This is a genomic window from [Phormidium] sp. LEGE 05292, from assembly GCF_015207735.1.
Classification (GTDB): domain Bacteria; phylum Cyanobacteriota; class Cyanobacteriia; order Cyanobacteriales; family Aerosakkonemataceae; genus Floridanema.
Genome location: NZ_JADEWG010000047.1, coordinates 1 through 20,324, shown reverse-complemented (window position 1 = coordinate 20,324; position 20,324 = coordinate 1). Strand labels below are relative to the sequence as shown.

24 protein-coding genes are annotated in these 20,324 nt (G+C 42.4%); 17 read left to right on the top strand and 7 right to left on the bottom strand.

Annotation, left to right across the window (positions count from 1 at the left end; translation table 11 throughout):
- The first annotated feature begins 226 nt into the window (after positions 1-226).
- The 6 genes from IQ264_RS15075 (at position 227) to IQ264_RS15050 (ending at position 3,160) form a co-directional block, all read left to right on the top strand.
- The gene (locus tag IQ264_RS15075; protein WP_193981613.1) at positions 227-610 is read left to right on the top strand and encodes a hypothetical protein; all 384 of its coding nucleotides are present in this window, start codon (positions 227-229) and stop codon (positions 608-610) included.
- A gap of 145 nt (positions 611-755) precedes the next feature.
- Entirely contained in the window at positions 756-1,139 is a 384-nt protein-coding gene (locus IQ264_RS15070) for a hypothetical protein (RefSeq protein ID WP_193981612.1), read from the top strand.
- Between the two features lie 145 nt (positions 1,140-1,284).
- Positions 1,285-1,668, top strand: a complete 384-nt coding sequence (locus IQ264_RS15065) for a hypothetical protein (protein ID WP_193981611.1) — start codon at positions 1,285-1,287, stop codon at positions 1,666-1,668.
- A gap of 144 nt (positions 1,669-1,812) precedes the next feature.
- Entirely contained in the window at positions 1,813-2,139 is a 327-nt protein-coding gene (locus IQ264_RS15060; RefSeq protein ID WP_193981610.1) for a hypothetical protein, read from the top strand.
- Positions 2,140-2,178: 39 nt separating this feature from the next.
- Positions 2,179-2,565 carry a hypothetical protein gene (locus tag IQ264_RS15055; RefSeq protein WP_193981609.1) on the top strand — a complete coding sequence of 129 codons (387 nt, stop codon included), beginning with the start codon at positions 2,179-2,181 and terminating at the stop codon, positions 2,563-2,565.
- A gap of 43 nt (positions 2,566-2,608) precedes the next feature.
- Positions 2,609-3,160 (top strand): hypothetical protein, encoded by a 552-nt coding sequence (locus tag IQ264_RS15050; RefSeq protein ID WP_193981608.1) that lies wholly within the window; start codon positions 2,609-2,611, stop codon positions 3,158-3,160.
- A 111-nt stretch (positions 3,161-3,271) separates the two neighbouring features.
- Here the strand turns inward: IQ264_RS15050 and IQ264_RS15045 are convergent, their stop codons facing one another.
- Positions 3,272-3,877, bottom strand: coding sequence for a fasciclin domain-containing protein (locus IQ264_RS15045; protein WP_193981607.1), 606 nt, complete (start codon positions 3,875-3,877; stop codon positions 3,272-3,274).
- 315 nt (positions 3,878-4,192) lie between these two features.
- On the opposite strand from IQ264_RS15045, the gene IQ264_RS15040 reads away from it, so the two are divergent.
- From IQ264_RS15040 to IQ264_RS15030, 3 genes are all read left to right on the top strand, one after another.
- The gene (locus IQ264_RS15040) at positions 4,193-4,984 is read left to right on the top strand and encodes a glutathione S-transferase family protein (RefSeq protein ID WP_193981606.1); all 792 of its coding nucleotides are present in this window, start codon (positions 4,193-4,195) and stop codon (positions 4,982-4,984) included.
- 177 nt (positions 4,985-5,161) lie between these two features.
- Positions 5,162-6,898 carry a helicase HerA domain-containing protein gene (locus IQ264_RS15035; RefSeq protein ID WP_193981605.1) on the top strand — a complete coding sequence of 579 codons (1,737 nt, stop codon included), beginning with the start codon at positions 5,162-5,164 and terminating at the stop codon, positions 6,896-6,898.
- A gap of 773 nt (positions 6,899-7,671) precedes the next feature.
- The gene (locus IQ264_RS15030; protein ID WP_193981604.1) at positions 7,672-8,658 is read left to right on the top strand and encodes an RNA polymerase sigma factor, RpoD/SigA family; all 987 of its coding nucleotides are present in this window, start codon (positions 7,672-7,674) and stop codon (positions 8,656-8,658) included.
- Positions 8,659-8,831: 173 nt separating this feature from the next.
- Here IQ264_RS15030 and IQ264_RS15025 read toward each other — a convergent pair whose 3' ends face one another.
- Positions 8,832-9,422 (bottom strand): SMI1/KNR4 family protein, encoded by a 591-nt coding sequence (locus IQ264_RS15025; protein ID WP_193981603.1) that lies wholly within the window; start codon positions 9,420-9,422, stop codon positions 8,832-8,834.
- A gap of 80 nt (positions 9,423-9,502) precedes the next feature.
- Entirely contained in the window at positions 9,503-9,640 is a 138-nt protein-coding gene (locus tag IQ264_RS15020; RefSeq protein ID WP_193981602.1) for a hypothetical protein, read from the bottom strand.
- A gap of 442 nt (positions 9,641-10,082) precedes the next feature.
- Between IQ264_RS15020 and IQ264_RS15015 the strand changes: the two genes are divergently transcribed.
- Positions 10,083-10,670 (top strand): hypothetical protein, encoded by a 588-nt coding sequence (locus IQ264_RS15015; protein WP_193981601.1) that lies wholly within the window; start codon positions 10,083-10,085, stop codon positions 10,668-10,670.
- Positions 10,671-10,691: 21 nt separating this feature from the next.
- Here the strand turns inward: IQ264_RS15015 and cobO are convergent, their stop codons facing one another.
- On the bottom strand, positions 10,692-11,357 hold the full coding sequence (cobO, locus tag IQ264_RS15010) for a cob(I)yrinic acid a,c-diamide adenosyltransferase (protein WP_193981600.1): 666 nt from the start codon (positions 11,355-11,357) through the stop codon (positions 10,692-10,694).
- Positions 11,358-11,564: 207 nt separating this feature from the next.
- Here cobO and IQ264_RS15005 point away from each other — a divergent pair, with 207 nt between their 5' ends.
- Positions 11,565-12,749 carry a homospermidine biosynthesis protein gene (locus IQ264_RS15005; RefSeq protein ID WP_193981599.1) on the top strand — a complete coding sequence of 395 codons (1,185 nt, stop codon included), beginning with the start codon at positions 11,565-11,567 and terminating at the stop codon, positions 12,747-12,749.
- Positions 12,750-12,823: 74 nt separating this feature from the next.
- On the opposite strand, the gene IQ264_RS15000 is transcribed toward IQ264_RS15005, so the two are convergent.
- From IQ264_RS15000 to IQ264_RS14990, 3 genes are all read right to left on the bottom strand, one after another.
- On the bottom strand, positions 12,824-14,227 hold the full coding sequence (locus IQ264_RS15000) for an NAD(P)(+) transhydrogenase (Re/Si-specific) subunit beta (protein ID WP_193981598.1): 1,404 nt from the start codon (positions 14,225-14,227) through the stop codon (positions 12,824-12,826).
- Positions 14,228-14,429: 202 nt separating this feature from the next.
- On the bottom strand, positions 14,430-14,723 hold the full coding sequence (locus tag IQ264_RS14995; RefSeq protein ID WP_193981597.1) for an NAD(P) transhydrogenase subunit alpha: 294 nt from the start codon (positions 14,721-14,723) through the stop codon (positions 14,430-14,432).
- A gap of 101 nt (positions 14,724-14,824) precedes the next feature.
- On the bottom strand, positions 14,825-15,985 hold the full coding sequence (locus IQ264_RS14990; protein ID WP_193981596.1) for a Re/Si-specific NAD(P)(+) transhydrogenase subunit alpha: 1,161 nt from the start codon (positions 15,983-15,985) through the stop codon (positions 14,825-14,827).
- Positions 15,986-16,713: 728 nt separating this feature from the next.
- Here IQ264_RS14990 and IQ264_RS14985 point away from each other — a divergent pair.
- The 6 genes from IQ264_RS14985 (at position 16,714) to IQ264_RS14960 (ending at position 20,211) form a co-directional block, all read left to right on the top strand.
- The gene (locus tag IQ264_RS14985) at positions 16,714-17,244 is read left to right on the top strand and encodes a DUF2808 domain-containing protein (protein ID WP_193981595.1); all 531 of its coding nucleotides are present in this window, start codon (positions 16,714-16,716) and stop codon (positions 17,242-17,244) included.
- 77 nt (positions 17,245-17,321) lie between these two features.
- Complete coding sequence (rpmH, locus tag IQ264_RS14980; protein WP_073594336.1) at positions 17,322-17,459, top strand: 50S ribosomal protein L34; 138 nt, start codon at positions 17,322-17,324, stop codon at positions 17,457-17,459.
- A gap of 34 nt (positions 17,460-17,493) precedes the next feature.
- Positions 17,494-17,940, top strand: a complete 447-nt coding sequence (rnpA, locus tag IQ264_RS14975; RefSeq protein ID WP_193981594.1) for a ribonuclease P protein component — start codon at positions 17,494-17,496, stop codon at positions 17,938-17,940.
- Positions 17,927-18,307 (top strand): PH domain-containing protein, encoded by a 381-nt coding sequence (locus IQ264_RS14970; protein ID WP_193981593.1) that lies wholly within the window; start codon positions 17,927-17,929, stop codon positions 18,305-18,307. Before rnpA ends, IQ264_RS14970 begins: the two co-directional genes overlap by 14 nt.
- A 225-nt stretch (positions 18,308-18,532) precedes the next feature.
- Positions 18,533-19,681: a membrane protein insertase YidC gene (gene yidC / locus IQ264_RS14965; RefSeq protein ID WP_193981592.1), complete on the top strand. Its 1,149-nt coding sequence runs from the start codon at positions 18,533-18,535 to the stop codon at positions 19,679-19,681.
- A gap of 5 nt (positions 19,682-19,686) precedes the next feature.
- Positions 19,687-20,211, top strand: a complete 525-nt coding sequence (locus IQ264_RS14960) for a protein jag (RefSeq protein WP_193981591.1) — start codon at positions 19,687-19,689, stop codon at positions 20,209-20,211.
- The last annotated feature ends 113 nt before the right edge of the window (positions 20,212-20,324 follow it).

Here is a 20,324-nt window from a genome sequence, read left to right as displayed (position 1 = left end):
CAATCTGAGCCGGGATAAGGTTAGGCAAAACATTTGTTCTCTATTCCCTGTTTGTCCAGAAACCAGGTTTTTTGAAAAAACCAGGTTTCTTTAATCTGATGTAACGAATTGTATCAACCTTCTTGACGAGGCTCTTGTCAAAAGCCAGAATATTTTCAGAGTTTTTCAGAGGGTAACAGAAAAGCTCAAGCAAGCAACTCCACTAGATGACAAAGGAATAAAGTAAATGCTGAAGAATTCTTATGTAGTTGGTTTTTTAACTGTTGCCACCTTGTCTTTGTTTCCCCTAACTGCTCAAGCCACTGACCCCTGCTGCCAGCGAGTTAGTACAAGTGGTGGTGATAATGCAGTGATTCAAACCAGTAGACAGCAATCTCATACTTCGGGAAGCCACAACAGCACTAACCAAATTTCCAGCCAGAGTAGTAACAATACCACTGGTCGAGTTTCTAAAGGCGATCGAGGTATTCTCCAAGACGAACGTCAGAGTTCTAATAACAGCGGTTTTGGCAACCGAGTCACTCAAGTGAATAGCCAAAACAGTAGCACCCAAAATGCTCCCGTTACTCCGGTTAAAAAACGTAAAGCTCCTTGCCCGCAACGGCACTAATGTTCCTGACCAATTTTATCTAACGAACTGTAACAACTTTCTTGGCGAGGCGCTCACTTAGAGGACTGAATAGTTTCCCAATTTTCAGAGGATAGCAGAAAAGCTCTTGCCAGTAACTCCAATAGATCACAAAGGAAAAAGTAAAATGCTGAAGAATTCTTATGTAGTTGGTTTTTTAACTGTTGCCACCTTGTCTTTGTTTCCCTTAACTGCCCGAGCCACTGACCCCTGCTGCCAGCGAGTTAGTACTGGTGGTGGTGATAATGCGGTGATTCAAACTAGTACACAGCAATCTCATGTTTCGGGAAGCCACAACAGCACTAACCAAATTTCCAGCCAGAGTAGTAACAATGCCATTGGTCGAGGCACTAGCGGCGATCGAGGTGTGGTTCAAGACCAATTTCAAGATGCTAGTAGCAGCGGTTTTGGCAACCGAGTTAATCAAGTCAATCGCCAAAACAGCAGCAACCGAAATGCTCCGGCTCCGGTAAGAGGACGTAGAGTTTTTTGCACTCAGCGGTGCATCTAATGTTCCTGACCAATTTTATCTAACGAACTGTAACAACTTTCTTGACGAGTTTCTCACTCAGAGGACTGAATAGTTTCCCAATTTTCAGAGGATAGCAGAAAAGCTCTTGCCAGTAACTCCAATAGATCGCAAAGGAAAAAGTAAAATGCTGAAGAATTCTTGTGTAGTTGGTTTTTTAACTGTTGCCACCTTGTCTTTGTTTCCCTTAACTGCCCGAGCCACTGACCCCTGCTGCCAGCGAGTTAGTACTGGTGGTGGTGATAATGCGGTGATTCAAACCAGTAGACAGCAATCTCATGTTTCGGGAAGTCACAACAGCACTAACCAAATTTCCAGCCAGAGTAGTAACAATGCCATTGGTCGAGGCACTAGAGGCAATCAAGGTGTGGTTCAAGACCAATTTCAAGATGCTAGTAGCAGCGGTTTTGGCAACCGAGTTAATCAAGTCAATCGCCAAAACAGCAGCAATCGAAATGCTCCGGCTCCGGTCAGAGGACGTAGAGTTTTTTGCACTCAGCGGTGCATCTAAGATTAGAGCCTTAGCTTGAATTGGCAGGATTTCATTGGAGGAAAAAGCAAGTATCAAGCTGGATCGTCTTGGGCTAAGGCTACTTTTTCCTCTTCATTAAATTCGCAATGCAAATTAAAGAGTGTTTTGGATGGAAAGAAGATAGTGAAAAAAACTGTTGCGATCGCCTTATTCAGCTTTCTGACTCTGGAAACCTTTCCGACTGCCTCACTTGCCCAAACTGTTGGCTTCTCTAATTCTCAGCAAGCTAGGCAAGATTCTACGGTGATCGGTAATAACAACAATGTGACTCAGAATATCAACGTCATCAATGTTACACAGCCTCGCTTTGGTCGAAGCCCAAATAAAAGATTCAATCCTGTGAGAACGCGATCGATCCGATCCTTTCCACAAAACCAAGAGATCCCACCACCACTACAGATCCAAGAAAATCCACCACCAATGATACAGTCACCGCTGAGGTCTTTTTAAAGCATAAGTCATTAAATCAGAGATTTTTCGGAGATAAACATGAAATTCCCAGCACTAGTTTTCGGTTTCTTATCTGTTTCCAGTATTTTGATTTTTAGCCCTTCTGCTACTAATTCTGCTTCTGGACAGTGCGTACAACTAGACCAATCTGTACAAGTTTCCATCAGCGGTTCGAGCCCAGCCAAACGCCGCAATAATATAGAACTACGCAGTGAAGGTTCTTGTACTGGAAGTTACGGCGTTACTACAGGAACCCAAGTTCATGTCGGTCCAGGTCAAGCAGTTCAAGAAAGAAATGTCCGCCAGACTCTTCGCGGGGACGGAAAAAATCAAGCAGGCAGTGGTCGAACGATTCAAATCCGAGTCAATCCTCAAATCGATGTCCGCAATCCAGCAGATAAATATAGAAATCTAATCGATCGTTAAGTTGGCGCGACTTGCCGGAAAAAATTTGCACCAAGGAGCAAATATGAATTTAATCACTTTGGCTTTGGCTGTAGCTTTTTTATCTTCCCTCACAGGTTATAGTCAACAGTTAATTACTGGAAGTTTGAATGGCTCAAATAGCAGAGAGTATAGGCAGGTATCCTGTCAAGAAAGAAACATGGCTGACCAATCATTTTTATCATTTATGATTTGTGATTTCAGCCGTGACAAACAAAGCTTTGCCTCTGCATCAAATAGCAATTCATCTTCAGAAGAACAAACTACTGAGATCGATATCAATTCAGCAAATCTCGAACAACCTCATACTATAGAAATTACCGCTGATTCTGGGGTTTCTATAGTTGGATATATTGCTCTAGATGACCGAATTTTGAGAACATTTACTGGCAATAAAACTTCCCTAAACATATCGCCATTTCTCTCCAAAGGTAAACGAACTTTATTCATTGCAGGCAACTACAGTCCAGTAAATTCCTCAGTTGCAATAGAGTTAAAAGTGCCGGGAACATCGGTAAGTCAATCAACTGGTGGTAGCGGTAAACTCAAACAAACTTTGATTATCAATGTGCATTAAAAGTAGGGGTGAAACCAATAACTCAAAGGTACGTTGTTGGGCGAAAGCCCTCTTACCATTGAGTAAGAGAGCTTTCGCCCAACAACTTGCTTAATGCACTTTAATGAAGTACTACAACTTCAAATCTGGAGGTAACAAAACTTTATCAATTACATGGATAACTCCATTGCTAGCTTTAACATCAGCTTGGGTTACTTGAGCATTATTGACTTTTACTTTGCCGTCTTTCACCATTACTGTAACTTCCGCACCTTCTACAGTTTTGGTTTTTCCAGACTTCAGTTCAGTGGACAGAACTTGACCGGGAACTACATGATAAGTCAAAACTTTGATTAGTTTGTCTTTGTTTTCAGGCTTCAACAAAGCTTGTACTTTTTCTTTACCTAATGCTTCAAATGCGGCATTTGTGGGAGCAAAAACGGTAAATGGCCCTTGTCCAGCTAAAGTTTCTGTTAGCCCAGCAGCTTCTAAAGCTGCTTTGAGGGTAGAAAAATTATCGTTGGTAGAAGCGAGAGCTACAATGGTTTGACCTTGTGCAGTGGATGTACCTTCTGATGCTGGCGCAGCTGCTGGCTCTGAGGTCATGGAACCAGGACTGCTTTCTGGTGTAGATTGAGCTTGGACTAATACTGGCAGGGAAATGAAGGCACTAACTCCTGCTACTGCAACAACACCACTCAGCTTTTTGATCCAATTCTGGCTGTTTACTGCTTTCATTATGTTGCTCCTGCTTTTTTGTCCTTTTGTAAAGGATTTGTAAACTAAACTATCAATTCATAATCTTTTGTAAAGAAAAGATGAACAAATAAGATCTAACTCAGGATATATTTTTATTAACTTTACTTTTGGTAAAGATGAAAAATCACTGGTTGAAGTAAAGAAAGCGAACGTTGGCAACCTTTTTAGGAATTTGTATATTTAGTAACAAAAATTATTTGGTTAAGCATTGGTTACTAACTAAAGTCAGGTGAATATAGCAGCTACGATCGGATAAACTTTCATAGTTAGAAAAAATGCTCAAGGAAAGGCGAAATGCTAGAGCTATACCAATTTGAAATATCGCATTATTGCGAGAAAGTCCGACTAATTCTAGACTACAAGGGGCTAACCTATAAAAAGATTGAGGTTACGCCGGGAATTGGTCAAATAGACCTCTACAGAATGTCTGGTCAGCGAAAAGTACCTGTGCTTAAAGATGGTAGTGAAATCATTGCTGACTCAACTGCGATCGCCAAATACCTAGAGCGTCAGTACCCAGAAAGACCAATTCTTCCCACCAACCCCCAACAAAGAGCCCTTTGTTTCCTGCTTGAAGAGTTAGCTGATGAATCTCTTGGGCAGAAAAGTCGGAAGGCGCTATTTAGCGGTTTGAGTCAAAGTCAAAACTTCCGCACCTCAATTTTGCCCACCACCACACCAGACTTTCTCAAACAGTTGGTGGCAGCAGTACCCAGCGATTTGTTAAATGTTTTAGGGTTGGGAGTGGGTATGACTTCAGATGTGGTTCAATCAGCTTTGGATGACCTAAAACAAATCTTAGAATCCTTGTCAATGATGCTGTTGGACAAACCTTATTTAGTTGGCGATCGACCTACTTTAGCAGACTTTGCTGTAGCGGGTTTGAGTATGTATATCAAATTCCCTGATGGCCCTTATTTAGATATTCCACCTAATCTCAGAGGAAAAGGAGTCCCAGGAATTGCTGACAGCATGGCTTTTGACACATTCTTTAACTGGCGAGATCAACTTTACGCGCAATATCGCAAGCCTTTGACTGCTACTAGTTCTCCCTCTTCTGGCCCGACATCAATTCAAATTGATTAATTTGGTAGTAGGTAGTAGTTAGTAGGTAGTAGGTAGCTGGTTGAATATTTCCGCTACTTAACTACCTAAAAATATATTTGTAATTGCTAATTAGGACAAAAATTAATTGTCAAATACCATGAAACAAAAGTAAAATTTTGCCAATGACCAATGACAATTGACTAATAACTATTAGAAATGACTTTAGGCAAACCATTAGGTTCAGTTATTCAAGGTTCTCTGAGTGAAGGTTTAGAAGTGCGTTTGCACCCGGATGTTTCGGTAGAAGATATGCGGGTGGGGAAATTTTTGGTGGTGCAGGGTACGCGATCGCGTTTTTTCTGTATGCTCACCGATGTGGCACTAGGCACTTCTAGCCAAAGGATTACTGCTAATCCTCCCGATTTTGGTGATGATTTATTAAGGGAAATTCTCGCCGGGAGTAGCACTTATGGGACGATCGAACTCACTCCTATGTTAATGTTTACTCCGGTTCCCGATCCCCCAGCTTTCTTCCCCCTCAATGGTAAATCCCGCAAATCTTTACCAGAAGCAGCGAAAAATTTAGCTTCATTTCAACCAAATACTAATAGCGAAGAAATAGAACTACGCCCAGTCAAAACCATTCCCAGTCACTTTAGCCAAGTTTACGACGCAGAAGAAAGAGATTTTCGCACCGTTTTTGGCTGGGAAGATGACCCCCAAAGATGTAATTTTGCCATCGGTCAACCATTAGATATGGATGTACCAGTTTGCCTGGATTTAGAAAGATTTGTCGAACGTAGTAATGGAGTTTTTGGGAAGTCGGGAACTGGCAAATCTTTTTTAACTAGATTATTATTATCAGGGATTATTCGCAGACAAGCCGCAGTTAATTTAATTTTTGATATGCACTCGGAATATGGTTGGGAAGCGGTGCGAGAAGGCAAAGCTTTCAGCACTGTTAAAGGTTTGCGTCAACTATTTCCCGGACAAGTGCAAATGTTTACTCTCGATCCGCAATCTACCAAACGACGTGGTGTTAGAGATGCTCAAGAGTTATATTTAGGTTACGATCAAATCGAAATAGAAGATATTAAATTAGTCGCAAATGATTTAGGGCTTTCTGATGCAGCGTTAGATAATGCGACAATTTTACATAATGAATTCGGCAAGTCTTGGATTATTACATTGTTAAATATGACAAATGAGGATATCCAAGTTTTTTGCGAAGAAAAGAAAGGGCATAAAGGTTCAATTATGGCTTTACAGCGCAAGTTGTTGCGTCTGGAAAACCTAAAATATATGCGAACTACTTGTCCGAAAAATTATGTTAATTCAATTTTACAGTCTTTAGAAGCTGGTCAGCACGTAGTAATTGAATTTGGTTCGCAATCGGATATGCTTTCTTATATGTTGGTGACGAATATGATCACCAGAAGAATTCATAAAGAGTATGTCCGTAAAGCAGAGATGTTTCTGCAAACTAAAAATCCGATCGATCGCCCCCAACAATTAGTAATTACCATTGAAGAAGCCCATCGTTTTCTCGATCCAGCAATTGTCGGCAGTACAATTTTTGGGATTATCGCCCGTGAAATGCGGAAATATTTTGTTACATTATTAATTGTGGATCAGCGTCCTTCGGGAATTGATAATGAAGTCATGTCCCAAATTGGTACTCGGATCACTGCCTTACTGAACGACGAAAAAGATATTGATGCGATTTTTACCGGAGTTTCTGGGGCTGGCAGTTTGCGATCGGTCTTAGCTAAACTAGACTCCAAACAACAAGCCTTAATTTTAGGTCATGCCGTCCCCATGCCAGTAGTCGTGCGAACTCGTCCCTACGACGAAAAGTTCTATCAAGAAATAGGCGACACCATCTGGGAAGAACAGCCAGACGAAGCAGTTTTCGCAGCCGCCGAAGCCGCTAAAGCAGACTTAGGCTTTTAGAAGAAAGGCAGAAGGAGAAGGCAGAAGTAAAAATTATCCTTGTCTCCTTGTCCCCAGTCCCCAGTCCCCAATCTCCAGTCCCTAACTCCCAGAAAACCCCTACACAAAACCTTCCGCATTTGCTATGATCGTTTATCACGCCTCAAAAAGTACGGTTATTCCACAAGCCGAAACCTTTTCAAGGCAAGGATAGTAAGGCATCCTTATATATAGAGCACTAGAGAGAATGCCTAAATTAATTGAAGAGGCATAGAGCAATGATTATCTTCACAACGAAATTTTTGAGGAGAATTGGGGAATATTAAACGTAAGGATGAACCATAAGTCCCCGATCGCTGTCTAAACTTACAACAAAGCTAGGCTAGAGCGATTTTATAACGAGTTCAAGTTGAAAAATTTATAACCAAGAGTCTAAAGGAGCAGGTTTCATGATGTATTTCTGGTTCCAGCTCATTTACTATCCTTACCCGCTCCTCAAAATCCAGGAGTTGAGGCATCAAGTAAACCCCTAATAAACAGCTTACCTCTTTATTTGCCAAATGATGGGACGAAATACCTGGGTCAAAGCTAAAAATTAAAAATTTAGTTATCCCAGATAGCCTGATTCTAATTCTCTGGTATTGAGAGAAAAGATAATAACCCTTACATCTATGGCAGGATGCAGTTTTTTTACCCATCAGACTAAGCTTTTGTTAAGCAAGTTTTCTGGTTCCGCTTCCGCTCCATCCCAGCCACCAGTTCATTGTTTGTCTAAGAGAGTTGATTAAGCACCCATGCCCACTGTAAAGACCGAAAAAACAACCAATGCCAACCCCAAATTCACTGCTGATATGGTTCGTACCTATCTGCGGGAAATTGGACGAGTACCTTTGCTCACCCGTGAACAAGAAATCGTCTATGGCAAGCAGGTACAACAAATGATGACCCTGCTGGAAGCGAAGGAAGCCTTAGCGACCAGTTTGAAACGTGAACCTTCTCGCAAGGAATGGGCAGATGATGTCCAGTTGAGTGAAGCAGAGGTTTCTGATGCGATTCGGCGGGGACAGAGAGCCAAGCAAAAGATGATTGAAGCTAACTTGCGCTTGGTCGTTGCGATCGCCAAAAAATACCAAAAGCGGAACTTAGAATTTTTGGATTTGATCCAAGAAGGTACTCTAGGTTTAGAAAGAGGTGTCGAAAAATTTGACCCCATGCGCGGTTACAAGTTTTCCACCTACGCTTACTGGTGGATCAGACAAGCGATTACCAGAGCGATCGCTCAACAAGGACGCGCCATTCGTCTTCCCATCCACATCACCGAAAAACTGAATAAGATCAAGAAAGTCCAACGAGAACTTTCCCAACAACTTGGTCGCAGCGCTACTCCTTCAGAAATTGCCGCATCTCTGGAACTCGACACCAGTCAGATCCGCGAATACTTAACTATTGCTCGTCAGCCAATTTCTCTGGATGTGCGCGTTGGTGATAACCAAGATACCGAACTTTCCGACCTTTTGGAAGATGACGGCCCATCTCCAGAAAACTTCATCACCCAAGAGTCTCTGCGTCAAGACCTCGAAGACCTCTTGGCAGAACTGACACCCCAACAACGGCAAGTACTGAGCCTGCGTTTTGGTTTAGCTGATGGAAATGCTCTATCTTTGGCTAAAGTAGGTGAACAACTCAATCTCAGTCGGGAAAGAGTCAGACAGCTAGAACGCCAAGCATTGGATCACCTGCGCCGTCACCGTGCTAACGTCCGCGAATATCTTGCGAGTTAAGGCAAAGTGTTAGTTAGTTTCTGACGCAAAATGAAAAAGGGACAGGTAGTTTGTTTGCTACCTGTCCCTAAATTTTTTCTGAAAAAGTACGTTGTTGCGCTTGGGCGCTAGATCTTGCACCAATTCCACAATCCACTTGCAGCGAATTGTTCTACAACCGATGCCAAACAACGTTACCATCCCCCAGCATATAGCTGTTTAACCGAACCAGGGTTGTGCTTACGGCGAATCTCGCCAAACTTAGCCTCATCTGTAACTTCTACGTCCTCGTATGAAGTCACTGCATAAACACCCGTCTCATAGCACTCAGCTAAGGCCAACATCATATTAGTAAGGTTTGTGAAAGCAAACTTCACTGAACAATCATCACCTACATGAAAAACAGGAGCAGCATCATTTGGACTGCTACTACCTGTAACAGCAAAATACTCACCTTCAAAATCAAATATTAGAAACAGGTAAAGAGGGTCTCCATCTTCTTCTCGAACTTCAAGCCAATAAGAATCATTAAACTCTTGTGAATATTGCAAAGCAGTGTCTAGATCTAGCAAGTAGTGATATACAAAAACACCGCACCTATCATTAGTACCATTACGCCATTGATATAATTCGTGGACTTCACGAGATACACAAAAAGGTAGCTCACCTAGCTTCTTTTCAACTTCTGCGGGTGATAAGCCTGACTGAAAACTTGACGCACAAATCGGGCTATTTTGTTGAAGCCATTTCATGATGCGGTTTAGAGCATCGGTTAAAGCTGACATAATATTACCCCATAAAGAACTCTCGCATTAAGTTGAAGGATACAATGCGATCGCGAAATCAACACATCTGCACTTCCTAATTACGGCTCTGAAAGCAGTTTGTAAATTTCACGTTTTACCTGAACCAGCAGATCGCGTACCCGATTGCTTTGCTCTAAATTGCCACTTCGAGCATCTTGGGCGACAGCATCATTTAACTCTGTTAAAGTGCGCCGCAACTACGATCAGTTCAGAAGGTTTGCTTTCTTGAATGAGAATGCTGGTTGCGAGCAATCGTTTTCACACAAAGGCTAAAAAGCGATCGCAAGAATCTCAGTTCTCAGTCCCTAGTCCCCAAAACCAAAGCCATTTTTGTTTTCTGACAATATTCGTAAAGTTTTGTAACAGAAATCAGAAATCTGTTTTGCCCTCAGTGAATCCCTCTATTGGAGATACCGTGCCGCTATTTAGATAGGTAACTAATAGTGGTGAGGTAAAAATCCTCCATTGGAATATGAGCAATCAACCAGTAGAGTGAAGTGTAAAACCTGTATTTTCCTGTAACTTGAAATTATGAGGATTTATGCAGATTGAATCTCCAAAAGCTACCTGTAATGGGTGGTGTGTCAGTCCCATAATGGCGAATTCACAAGCAAATTAAGTTCATCAGGGGCAATAACCATGATTAAACATACTATTCATACTTCTTTACAATTAGGGAAAAAATTCAAAGGTGTAGAAATTTCCCTCGCCGCCTTGATGCTGATGACAGGTTTTAGCTCTGGTGATGTTAGTGCTACGCCAAAGAAGGATACACCAACCACAGTTAGAACGCAAGTAGCCCAAACAAGAACTAACACTACTGCGTCAGCTAATCTCAGTAATGGCGTATATCTCTATGGTCAGTCTGCCAAGCCAGAAGAGATTGGTAAGGAGTATGTCGTATTCGAGATCCGTAATGGTCGGGTGATTGGTGCAGTTTATATGCCTCGTTCCGAATTTAACTGTTTTCATGGCACGCTTCAGGCGCAACGCTTAAATGTAACAATGGTCGATCCAATGGTGGAAACTGCTGACTCAACTCCTCCAGAAAAACAACCTGCTGCTAGAGTAGCGGCTGTAGGTAACTATCAAGGTATTGACCAAGTTTCTGTTCCCTACTCGGTCACACTGCAAAATTATCGCCAAATTGCGAACGTGAGCGCTAATGACAAACGGATTTTAGGAATGTGTAAAGCTGATATGCAGGAACAAGTTTGGGGCAGATAAAACAGCTTAATTTAGTTCAATTTAAAATTCAATTCCTGGTTGGGCTTTGACTCCTTGTTCCCGAAATGGATGCTTAATTAGTGTCATTTCGGTAACTAAATCAGCTTGGTCAATTAATGCTGGGGGTGCGCCTCTACCAGTGAGAATAACATGAGAATTTTCTGGCTTTTCTGTTAATCCGGCGAGAATATTTTCTACTTTTAAATAGCCCAATTTTAGAGCTACGTTTATTTCATCGAGTAAGATTAATTTAAATTCTGGGTTACTGATAAAAGTTAAGGCTTTTTCCCACGCTTGTTCAGCTTTTTGGATATCTCTTTGGCGGTCTTGAGTCTCCCAGGTAAAACCTTCGCCCATTGCATGAAATTCTAGCAGATCGGGCCAGTGACTTAAGACTGCTTTTTCTGCTGGTTCCCAAGCTCCTTTAATAAATTGTACGATCGCAACTCGATAACCATGACCAAGCGATCGCATTACAATCCCTAAAGCAGCAGTGGTTTTTCCTTTACCGTTGCCAGTATGAACGATTATTAATCCTTTTTCTAGGTGGCGCTGGGCGAGGCGTTGTTCTTGAACTTCTTTGCGCCTTTCCATTTTGCGCTTGTATTGTTCTTCGCTTAATGATGATGAGGTTGCTTCTTCGTTTAAGCGTTCTGCTGTTAAGTCTGGGGAGTTGTTTAATTCCATTTGGTTTGTGTCAGGTAATATTTCAGATTGTAGAGCAGTATTATTTGTTTGGTACGAGAGATTTTTTTTTTGAACCGCAAAGGACGCAAAGGACGCGAAGGAAAGAAAGAGAGAAAGAAGGTTATCTGAAGGTTATGAGGGAAGTTGAGTAAATATAGGTAGCATTAGTATTGGCGTATTTACTATTTATTGTTTAGGAGTGCCAAAATGTCGCAAAAGCGTGGTCGGAAAATTGCACCTGCGCCTATTCCAAAGGATCTTAGTGTAGTCGATCTGATAAATAATTATTTTACTGCTTATAATTCGGCTCGGTTGCGGGAAATTTGTCAATTATTGAGTCGGGAGGTGTTGCAGGAGGGTGTAACTGTGGGAGTTAGTCTCTCTGGGGCGATGACTCCTGCGGGTATGGGGGTAGCAGCTTTATCACCTTTAATTCGCAATGGTTTTATTGATTGGATGATCAGTACTGGGGCGAATCTTTATCATGATATCCACTTTGGTTTGGGTTTTGATTTGTATTCTAGTAGTCCGTTTTTAGATGATGTGAAGTTGCGTGAGGAAGGCACAATTCGCATCTATGATATTACTTTTGGCTACGATGTTTTGTTGGAAACTGATGCTTTTGTACGGAAGGTTTTGCAAGCTGAACCTTTCCAAAAACGCATGGGAACTGCGGAGTTTCACTATCTTTTGGGTAAGTATGTGCGGGAAGTGGAAAAGCAAGTTGGCGTGCAAAATTCTTGCTTGTTGGCTACTGCTTATGAATGTGGTGTTCCAATCTATACTTCTTCGCCTGGTGATAGTTCTATTGGAATGAATGTGGCGGCGATGGCTTTGGACGGTTCGGAATTAGTAATCGATCCAGCAATAGATGTGAATGAGACAGCTGCGATCGCCTATTGTGCCCGTGAATTTGGTAATTCGCAAACTGAAGGTAAAAGCGCGGCGGTAATTATTGGTGGCGGTAGTCCGAAGAATTTCTTATTACAAACTCAACCCCAATTACATGAGGTTTTAGGTTTAGAAGAAAGAGGTCATGATTTCTTTGTCCAAATTACTGACGCACGTCCCGATACAGGTGGTTTATCTGGTGCAACTCCGGCTGAAGCTGTGAGTTGGGGAAAGGTCGATCCTGAAGAATTACCCGATACAATTGTTTGTTATACCGATAGTACGATCGCAGTTCCCATTATTGCTGCTTACGTGATTAATCAATGCGAACCTCGACCTTTAAAACGATTGTACGATCGGCGGGGTGAAATGATGGAAAAACTGATTACTGATTACAAAAAAGTGAAAACCAATTCACCGGAAGAAGTACCAACAACTATGGCTACTTCAACTCCTGAAGAGGAACCTGCAACTTATCCTACTGGTAGATTAATGCCGTAGGATAGGCATCCTGCCTGTCATTGCTTGTTAGAAAAATGGCAGGCAAGATGCCTGCCCTACGCAATGGAAATTTCCTAAAGCTGTTTCACTTCAGAAACTAACTTCGCCACCATATCTTTCGCACTGCCAAAAAGCATCATTGTTTTATCTTTGTAAAACAACTCATTTTCTACGCCAGCGAAACCAGTACTCATGCCGCGTTTAATGACGATCGTATGTTTAGCGCGATCGACATCTAAAATCGGCATACCATAAATAGGACTAGCACTATCATGACGTGCCGCTGGGTTCACCACATCATTCGCCCCAATTACCAAAGCTACATCAGTTTGATCAAACTGAGGATTAATATCATCCATATCGTACAGTTGGGGATAAGGCACATTTGCTTCTGCCAACAACACATTCATGTGCCCCGGCATTCTTCCGGCAACTGGGTGGATAGCATATTTTACTTCCACACCCAACCTATCTAATTGATCTGCCAATTCCCGAACTGCGTGTTGTGCTTGCGCCACCGCCATTCCATAACCAGGAATAATTACCACAGAACGCGCATAACCCAACATCATCGCGCCTTCTTCGGCATCGATGCTGTGGACAGTTTGATCGGTTGCGCCACCTGCTGCACCCGCCGCTGCACCGCTACCAGTACCAAAAGCACTAAACAGCACATTTGCCAGCGAACGGTTCATCGCCTTACACATAATTTGAGTAAGGATTAAACCAGAAGCGCCCACCAAAGCACCAGAGATGATTAACATATTGTTCATCACCACGAAACCAGCAGCAGCAGCAGCTAAACCAGAAAACGAGTTCAACAGCGAAATTACTACTGGCATATCGCCGCCACCAATGGGGATAACGAACATTACGCCTAAAATCAGAGAAATTACCACAATTCCCAAGAATATTGGTAAATTACCCGGATCGAGAATCAAAAAGCCACTACCAACTACATAACCGATTAAAAGCGAAGCGTTAAACGGTTGTTGTAAGGAAAAAGTGATCGGAGAACCACTCATAATCCCTTGCAGTTTAGCAAAGGCGATAAAACTACCTGTAAAAGTGACACCACCAATTAACACATCTAGCAGCATCGAAATATTAGAATCCAAAGATATGGGTTCGCCACTACCCAAAAGTCGCCAAAATTCCCCAACAGCGACAAGTGCGGAAGCTGCACCGCCTAAACCGTTCAATAAACCAACCATTTGGGGCATTTCCGTCATTGCCACTTTATAGGCAACAACAGCACCAATAACACTGCCAATGGCGATCGCAATTAAAATCATTTCATAGTTGAGCACTTGGCGATCGAGCAAAGTCGCCACAATAGCCAAAAACATCCCCACCGCTGCCCAAACATTACCTGCACGGGCGGTTGCTGGAGATCCCAACTTTTTCAAACCCAAAATAAACAGAGATGCTGCTACTAAATAAGTCAGCTGAATTCCAGTCGGCAAAAAATCAGTCATATTCCTTCTTTCTTCTTACTTTCAGTAACTATGCAAATCGAGAGAACTTCTCTTTCTTCTTCTCTTCCTTCGCGCTCTTTGCGTCCTTTGCGGTTCAATAAAAACCCCTAGCAAAAACAGATAACCCAATCTGTGTTCATCTGTGGACATCTGTGGTAAAAAATTCAGATTTCGCCATTTGCCAGAAGCCTAATAAACCAAACTAAGCCTTAGCTTCCTTCTTCTTAAACATTTGCAGCATTCTGTCTGTCACCAAAAAACCGCCGACAACGTTAACCGTTGCCAGAATCACCGCAATTAAACCCAAAATTACTGTCAAACTAGTATTACGTTCGCCGGAAACAACGATCGCACCTAGCACAGCAATTCCCGAAATCGCATTTGAACCAGACATCAAAGGCGTGTGTAAAGTTGGCGGAACTTTGTTAATCACTTCAAACCCAGTAAAAGAAGCAAGAACAAACACAAACAAAGCCGCAATTAATGTTTCCGTCATCGTTTAAAACTCCTAAAAATTGCTGATTAGTGACTGGTAATTAGGGATTGAGTAATTGTCAAAATTTCCAGTCCCCAGTCCCTAATCCCCAGTCCCTTTAATTAAGCATTTACCCGCAATTGATCCAATGCTTCTTGTACTTTTTGATTGCGAATTTCCCCAGCGTGAGTAACGCAAGTACTCTTCACAATATCGTCCTCAAAATTGAGGATTAATTCTCCCTCTTTATTAATCAAGTATTGCAACAGAGTCAGAATATTTTTCGCATACATTTGCGAAGAGTGAATTGGGGTCGAAGAAGGCAAATTAATCGTGCCAATAATTGTTACACCGTTATAGCGAATATCTCTCCCAGGATGAGTGCAAGCACAATTTCCCCCTTGTTCAGCGGCGATATCAACTATTACTGAACCGGGCTTCATTTGCGCTACCATTTCTTCAGTAACTAGTAATGGTGCTTTCCTTCCTGGAACTTGGGCGGTGGTGATTACAACATCAGACATTTTGACGTGCTCGGCGATCGTTTCTTGAGTTTTCTGTTTAGAAACCTCAGAAATCTCTTTCGCGTAACCGTTGTCTGCCACCGTTTCTTCGTCTAATTTTACTTCTACGAATTTAGCGCCCAGACTTTGTACTTCTTCTTTTACCGCAGGACGAATGTCAAAAGCTTCCACCACTGCACCGAGTCTCCGGGCGGTGGCGATCGCTTGCAAACCCGCAACTCCGGCACCGATAATAAATACTTTGGCAGGTGCGATCGTTCCCGCAGCAGTTGTTAACATGGGGAAAAACTTCGGTGCCGCCGCTGCTGCAATCAATGCTGCTTGGTATCCCGCCACTGAAGCTTGGGAGGAAAGCGCATCCATGCTTTGCGCCCTAGTGGTACGGGGAATTAATTCCATACTCAAACTAGTGATGCGACGTTGGGCTAATTTTTGCGCCAAAGTAGGATTTCCCAAAGGATTAGTAAAACCGATTAAAACCGCACCTTCTCGCAGCATATCCACTTCATGCCTACCTTCCCGTTCTTGAGGTGGGCTGACTTTTACCAATATGTCAGCTTCACCCCATAAAGTATACGGGTCGGAAATAATTTTTGCTCCTGCTGTTGTGTATGCTTCATCAGCAAAAAACGATCGCTCACCAGCACCAGCTTCTACCCACACTTCTATTCCTTGTTTAACCAACCGAGCCACAGTGTCAGGTATTAGGGCTACACGATTTTCACCCATTTCAATTTCTTTGGCAACTGCTAATTTCATTGAACCTCCTTGCTAGTTTAAGTAATTCTCTGTAGCCAAACTACAAATTTAGTGCGTGGCTAGTTTTTCCTTCCAATTTAGTTATTTGGACATTTTCATGATTCAGTTTCTTGATAGCGCTGCCGCAATTCAATCTAATTCGCCCTGTTAACTCTTCTACTTTTTCATCCTATGTTGATCCCCAAATTTTGGGGTATTCTCTTTAACTTATTTTATAGATTCATAGTTTGGCTAATGAGAAAATACCTATTCTTTACTTAATTTGCCTGTTTACCTCTATTTTCTTAATATTCATATAAGATTTATATACAATTAGACACATTTAGAAATATGATTTTCATCAAATAATGTTACTTTGATTACCGAATTTTCTAAATTGTTATTTAACAAACTGAAACAGGACTTAAGCAGTCAATTAGAGGTGTAGGGGCGGGTGAGAGTTGATAAATTAGGCATTTCACAACTCATCCTAGTTCAAAACCCGCTCCTACAATCCTTGATTTTCCGTAAGTCCTATTAAAGTTAACTAAGATTTTTCAGGACAAATTTGGGAAAAAAGCTTTATTTTTTATCCTTACTGACGCAACTTTCTGAGTTGATCCCCTATAATCAAAGTTGCTTTGCCGGAACCACTAACACTTAGAAAACATCTTTAAATATCGTAAATTGAGTGTAAGTTAAGTTTGGTAACAAACCATTACTCCGAAGCTATAACAGAATCTAGTGCTATGTCTTTGCAGTTTTCTTTTCGACGTATCCTTTCGGCCTTAGCAGTGACGAGTTGCTTACTCACGGGGACTTCTAGCATTGTCTGGGCAGATAGCCTTCCCGGATTTACCCTATTTGGTGGGCCACCTCGCGAAAATCAACTGCCGTTTCGCTTAGACTTTGGTGGGAGAATCAACACTTGGGATCGGTATCGGCTAAAAATTCCGAATAAAAAGATGAAATTAGCCGTTTCGCAGTTTTCGATTTCTTATCCTGACTATTACAAAGGTACATTTGACACCAAAGACGTTGAGGTGAAAGTTAAAGGCAAATCTGTCAAGCTTGATGAAGTCACCTGGGATAAGGAAAACCGGACGATCCAAATTTTCCCAAGAGAACCAGTCCCCGCAGGTAACGACGTGGAGTTAGTTCTCTCCAACGTGAAAAACCCTTCTTCAGGGGGAATGTTTTACTTTAATTGCAGCATTATGACTCCGGGTGATGTGCCTTTGATGCGCTATATCGGCACTTGGTTGGTAAGTATTGATTAGGTACGGAAAATCGGTGATAAAATAAGAGATTGTGACTTTTTGAATTGTTTTAGGCTCGCCAGCTTGGAGAACCCGTAATGACCCAACGCACGTTACACGGCACTAGCCGTAAGAGAAAGAGAACTTCTGGTTTTCGCGCCCGGATGCGAACCAAAAATGGAAAATTAGTACTCAAAGCCCGTCGGAAAAAGGGTCGTTATCGTTTAGCAGTTTAATGTCAGGCTATTTGAGGCAGGAATAAAAACGCCTGTGGCTTTGCCAAAAGCACATCGACTAAAAAATAGGCAGGACTTCTCTGCCTTATTCCGCAAGGGGATGCGATGTAGCACACCCCATTTAACTTTAAGAGCCTTGCGGCAGTCAGCCAAAGTGGAATCAGGGAAGCAGTCGCTTTCGAGATTGCCGACTGCGGCTGCTACTGCTGCTCAGGGGAATGATACAGCGATCGCGCAGTCCCAACTTCCATCCCGGATGGGCATTTCCATCAGCCAAAAAGTCAGCAAGCGGGCAGTTGTGCGAAACCGGATCAAAAGGCAGCTAAAAGCAGCTTTTCGGCAACTCTTACCCAAAGTTGCTCCCGGTTGGTTACTAGTAATAGTAGTAAAACCATTAGCTACGCAGTGCGAATATCATCAATTTCTGCAAGAATTAGAGCAGTTGTTGGTAGAAGCTGAGGTATTCAATGGGTATTCGTGAAGAAGTTTACTATGAGGGCGGTCCTCATATCGGAGATTTAATTTTAAACATTCTCATAGGACTGACGGTAATTGGGTTGCCGTTAACCGTAGGTGCGATCGCTCGTGCCCTGTGGCTGCGTTATCGAATTACCGATCGACGGATCTCCGTCACAGGCGGCTTTCGTGGACAAGACCGCACTGACATCATTTACTCGGAAATAGCCGAAGTGAAAAAAGTCCCTCGTGGCATAGGTTTGTGGGGAGACATGGTAGTAGTTTTGAAAGACGGTAGCCGTTTAGAACTCAGAGCAATTCCTAAATTCCGCGAAATTTACGATTACATTACCGAAAAAGCCAAAATTAAGCCAGCAACAACTACCAGGTAGTTATAGCAGAAGGCAGAAGGCTCCAAGGGAAAAACCGTTAAAACAAAGGTTTTGGCTTTTTATCTTGCCTTAACCGCCTTGGCAAAAGGGAACCGAAGCCAACAAAAAAGCTTTTTCATTCCCTGCTCAATTTCCCCTAGTTTAGGCAGTTATCCCCTAATACTGCTGGTTCACAAGATAGATTAGATAAAGACAATACAGCGCTTGTAGGTAGACTTCATAAGCATGGATTTTGGTGTAAGTTTTCTTTCCAACAACGTAATGCTGCCGATCCTGGATTTCTTCTACGGGATCGTCCCCAGCTATGGGTTGGCTATCGTAGCGCTGACTCTGGTGATTCGTTTCGCACTTTATCCCCTAAGTGCTAAATCAATTCGCAGTATGCGCCAGACGCGAGTCACCCAACCGCTAATGCAAAAGCGAGTTAAGGAAATTCAAGAACGCTACAAAGACGACCCAGCAAAGCAACAAGAAGAAATGGGCAAAGTCTACAAAGAGTTTGGCAACCCATTGGGAGGTTGCTTACCCGTACTAGTACAGATGCCCGTACTATTTGCCCTATTTGCTACTTTGCGTGGTTCACCATTCTCGGATATAAATTACACCGTGAATGTTCAAGTACTACCCAAAGAACAAATCGAGCAAGTTCAAAAACAAGCTTTTTCCACCGCACCTCAAAATATTTATTTCGCTGATAGCAGCCATGCTCCAGTGATTGCTTTATTACCAGGTGGAAATAAACTCGCAGTGGGTGAGAAAACTAAATTAGATTTTCAAACTCCGGCAGGTAAACCTTTAGAAGCTTTAGTAACAGAATCTCCAGAAACGAAACTGGTTCCGACTTGGAAGGTTACAAAAGGCGAAGAGCGGATCAAAATAGATGCCAATGGCAATATAGAAGCCTTACAACCAGGTGATGCCACTATTCAGGGAACAATTCCAGGTTTAGCATCTGATAAAGGATTTCTATTTATCGACGCTTTGGGAAGAGTTGGAGCATTTGATGAAGACGGTGCTATCCACTGGGATATCGTGGGGATGGTGCTGTTTTTTGGTATTAGCTTATATATCAACCAGCTACTCTCAGGACAACAACCAGGTGCTACTTCCAATCCTCAACAGGATACGGTAAATAAAATTACGCCAGTGATATTTTCGGGAATGTTTTTATTCTTCCCATTACCCGCTGGTGTATTAATGTACATGGTGATTGCTAATATTTTTCAAACCGCTCAGACCTTTATTTTGTCTAGGGAACCATTGCCAGAAAATCTACAAAAATTAGTGGAAGCTCAAGAAAAAGAAGCAACTGCTAAGGAAAGAGAGGCACTCCCATTTGAACCAGGTCGTTCTAAGAAAAAAGCCTCGGGTTAGTTTTCATGACGGACACTCGCATACAACGTGGTCAAAAATGGCTGGAAGAACTGCTAAAACTAATCAAAGTTCCAGCTATGGTTAAAGCCCAAAAAGCTGAAACACAAGTAGACTTAGCAGAACCAGAAGAACCAGAAGAACCAGAAGAACCAGCTAGCTACTGGTTAACAATTGATGAAACCAACCTGTCGCGATCGCAAATTGAAATATTGATTGGCAATGAAGGTGCCACTTTAGATGCCATTCAATATTTAGTTAATGCCATTCTCAATATGGGTAAAGAGCATGATGAACAAGCTGCTTATACCGTTGAGTTGGATGGCTACCGAGTTCGCAGACAAGCAGAACTTTTGGCTTTGGCAGAGTACGCCATTCAGCAAGTACGCACCAATGGTCAAGAGTTTGAAATGAAGTCACTTTCTGCCGCAGAAAGACGACAAATTCATACCTTTTTGAAAGAGTTCACCGATTTAGAAAGCTATAGTCGGGGTAAAGAACCAGACCGTCGTTTGGTGGTGCGACGGCGCTAGTAAGAAGGCAGAAGGCAGAAGGCAGAAGGCAAAAGGGCAGAGGGGTAGAGGGACTCCAGGGATAAAAGGGTAAATTTCTCCCCATCCCCCCATCCCCCTGTCTCTTATACACA